The following is a 3,606-nucleotide window of genomic DNA, read 5'->3' as shown; positions in this document are numbered from 1 at the left end:
TAAAGGAGCTTTAATTCATAAAGCAAGTCAGTGGTTAAATCGAAAGGAAGTTCAAAATAATGCAAGCATCAAACCAAAGTGGGATGGAACAGAACATTCATGGACATTTCCCAATGGAAATTCACTAACCTTTGGATATTTAAGAAACATTAATGACCTCGATACTTATCAGGGTTCTGAATATCAGTTCATAGGAATTGATGAGCTGACACAGCTTGAAAGATTCAAATACATTTATATGAGGTCTAGAGTTAGGAAAACAAAAGACAACAAACTTCCTACACAGTTAATGTGCTCCAGCAATCCCGGCAAACGTGGAAACAAATGGGTTCGTGAAAGATTCATAGAAAAAATAGATACAGATATTCAGGATAAATCACAAATCAGATTCATTAGCTCCAGCTATCTGGATAATATTTATCTGGACAGAAAAGATTATGAAGAATACCTGATGGGATTGGATAGAGTAACACGTGAGCAGTTAATGAACGGTAACTGGTATGCTTCAGTTAAAGGTCAGCTATTCGATGAATCAGACTTCCATTTGATTTCTCATGACGAATACATGAAAATTCCTATAATTAAGATTATCAGATATTGGGATCTTGCAGCTACTGAAGTATTGAATGATGATAAGTTGAAAGGAAGTGATCCAGATTTTACAGCCGGCGTTCTGCTTGCTAAAGATCTGTCCGGAAATATTTATATTCTGGATTCATATGAATTTCAATTGGAATCCAGAAACCTAATCAATGAAATATTAAATACTGCAGCACGTGACAAGTCAGATGTACAATACATTGAACTTGACGGAAACACAGGCAAAAACTTCGGATTATTAATTATAGATGAACTGAACAGAAGAGGATTCGCTACGGGCACCGGTAACTCAAGAGAAAACAAAGTTGACCGTGCAAGAAGAGTTTCAGCCGATATTCAAAAGAAGGGAATTTTCCTTGTTGGAAAGGATTCGACCGGGTTCACAAAAAAATGGGCTATGGAATTTCTGGAAAAAATAACTGCATATCCTAATGAAGCTATTCATGATGACTGTGTAGTGGCATTCACAGGAGGATATGAAAAGATAACTAATGAAACCCAAAGCCAAAGAGTTGATGTGGATAAGTGGTATTCAACATGATAATCGGTTGAATAGAATATTTTTATTTTTTTATAAAAATTTTAAAACAATAGGAAACAGTATGAGGAATATTATTTCTAAAACAAATATTAAAAGTAAATCATAATCTACTGAAAAAATAAACTTTTTTCTTTTTTTACTAAAAATATCATTAATCGTATTTAAATCTCTTAACAGGTTATTAAAATTTTTTTCAAAAGTCCTGTAGTTTTCAGAGATTTTCAAATAATCATTAAATCGTAATTCCTTTAAATCTACGTTATCTTGATCAGGACTATACTCAATTTTATAATTAGATAAAAATCTAGCCAAATCAGATAATTTGTCCAAATTACTATTGCATTCGATTATTCTCCTAATTTCATATTCGGTAAATATATCTGGAACCGTATCTATGAATTCATCCCAATTATCATGCCTTAATATAGGAAAGTCATTTAAAGTTTTATAATAATTTTGAAGATCATTTATTGTCCATTCAACTCTAATAGCGTAACTATTTTTAACTGGATGGTATATCTCAAATTCTTTTAGATTAGAAATATTATTTTCAACTTCAGAATTAAGAATTACATAAATTCCTTTCTTTTTTTTAGTAAATCTATAAAATTCAGTTCCATGTGCTAAAATCCAAGTAAATGCCGAACCAATAATAGCTCCGATTAACGGTCCTGAAATACTTGGACCTATAACCGTAGTTTTGATAGCAGAATGAATTATGGCATTTGTTAATATCTCAAATTCAAACATGTTGAATCACTTAATATTATTTATATGTATTATCAATATTTTATTTGTGGTGATTGGTTATATAAGTTCCAACTAACATATTAGTTAACTCCTTAATAATTTTTTTCTGCCTCGCCATATTAACTGGCGTTGCCTTTTTCTTAACTGCTTATATTCCCAATACATTTGTGACGTGACATGTCCATGTAATCTGCGATATTCATCTATTCTAACAATGGCTGCCTGTACAATAGCTGATTCGCCTTCATGCCAGCAGTACCATGGATGATGACAAGGCACATCATTTTTAAACGCCAATCCAGTTTTGCAGTTGTTGCAGTAATCTACAAACCACAATTCTTCTTCCCTTTCTCTTTTTTCCTGTTTGGCCTCGATTATCTGTTGTTTTATAGATTTCATAATAAATCAAAAAAATTTATAAAAACCATAAAAACTATTGAGAAATTTTGGGACGGTTTTTTTAAAAAGCTTTTAAAATCCTTTAAATCAAAAAAGAATAGCTATCATCACTTTCCAATATTATGATTTTTTAAAAAACCATATTTTTCCAGGGTATGCGGGAAGTATTGTTAAAGTTACCTCCCCCTTATCCTAGAAACTTTAGTTTTTCATTAGAAAAGCAATTACCAATTCCAACTAGAAATTCTCCAATTAATCTGAAAACGATTGTAAACAGTTTTTTATAAAAACTTTTGTGAAAGTTTTTTAAAGTTTACATAGTTTTTTCAGTTTTTCAGTTTTCATGGTTTTCGTAGTTTTCATGGTTTTTTACTTATCCATGTTGGTTTTTTAACTTCTGCGTCAAAGTTCATGATACTTAACCCCTCAACAAATTTATCTTCTTTCATAATGTCTATAACCCATTCACCAATCTCATAGCAGATATTTTCGTATATTGAATCGTCAATGTGCTTTAAGTCATAGTTGATTGATGCAACTTCACTTTTGGCCAAGTCATATACATTAGCTCTGCCGGAACGGGTTGTTACTTGAATAAATCCCTTGTCAGCCAATTCATACATGTATTTCCTAACTGATGCCTTACTTAATCCAAGATTTTGAAGTGAGAAGTATTCATTGGTTGTAATTCCCATGTCCAATACTTCCCTATCCTTTTTCATTCGCCAGTCTTCGATATTGTTTCTGATGTCGTTTAAAACCTCAACTGCTTTAGGGGACAGGTTTGCAGATATGCTTTCCTTATATGGTTTTAATAAACTCATGAATTCCTGCACATCTGCAATGTTGGTCAAAATTACTTTTTTGCCGTCAACCTCATAGACTTCATGGTTATAGTAATTCAAGGCCGTTATTGTTTTCAGTATGCCGTTGAACTTATCAAAATCCCTTTTATAGAAAGCAGAGTCCTTCAGGAAGTTGATGACAAAGTAAACATATGGATTTATTATTACAATGTTTTCAAATACTTCCTTAAGGTGCAGCAGCATGTATGGCACTAGCTCAGCTTCCTTTTCATAATGTTTTAATATTTTGTAGCTTTTGCCGTGCTTGAATTCCAATGCACTGTTTCTTTTATTGAAGATATTCTGATTGTCCATTCTTGGAGTGATGAAAATGCTTCTGCTCATTTCCTGATCATCAAAATAATGGTTAGGCACTGTAGTGTATGTAAGACATGGTCTGCCGACAAGTTCAAGATCCTTCACTTCCCATCCGCCTTCACCGTCAGGAATGTTTAATGGTTTGTTTAGAAA

General features: G+C 32.4%; 3 protein-coding genes and 1 pseudogene. 1 reads left to right on the top strand and 3 read right to left on the bottom strand.

Annotated elements, in window-relative coordinates; all coding sequences use genetic code 11:
• A partial coding sequence (locus ACJMLH_RS00585) for a phage terminase large subunit (RefSeq protein WP_405274018.1) occupies positions 1-1,141 on the top strand: 1,141 nt, incomplete at its 5' end.
• 30 nt (positions 1,142-1,171) lie between these two features.
• On the opposite strand, the gene ACJMLH_RS00580 is transcribed toward ACJMLH_RS00585, so the two are convergent.
• The 3 genes and pseudogenes from ACJMLH_RS00580 to ACJMLH_RS00570 form a co-directional block, all read right to left on the bottom strand.
• Positions 1,172-1,891: a hypothetical protein gene (locus ACJMLH_RS00580; protein WP_405274017.1), complete on the bottom strand. Its 720-nt coding sequence runs from the start codon at positions 1,889-1,891 to the stop codon at positions 1,172-1,174.
• 84 nt (positions 1,892-1,975) lie between these two features.
• Positions 1,976-2,290 (bottom strand): hypothetical protein, encoded by a 315-nt coding sequence (locus tag ACJMLH_RS00575; protein WP_405274016.1) that lies wholly within the window; start codon positions 2,288-2,290, stop codon positions 1,976-1,978.
• A gap of 359 nt (positions 2,291-2,649) precedes the next feature.
• Positions 2,650-3,606: pseudogene (locus ACJMLH_RS00570) on the bottom strand (hypothetical protein); the annotation flags it as partial.

Origin of the sequence: Methanobrevibacter sp. (assembly GCF_045116495.1) — an archaeon.
Taxonomy (GTDB): Archaea; Methanobacteriota; Methanobacteria; order Methanobacteriales; family Methanobacteriaceae; genus Methanocatella.
This window is presented reverse-complemented; position numbering and strand designations above follow the sequence as displayed.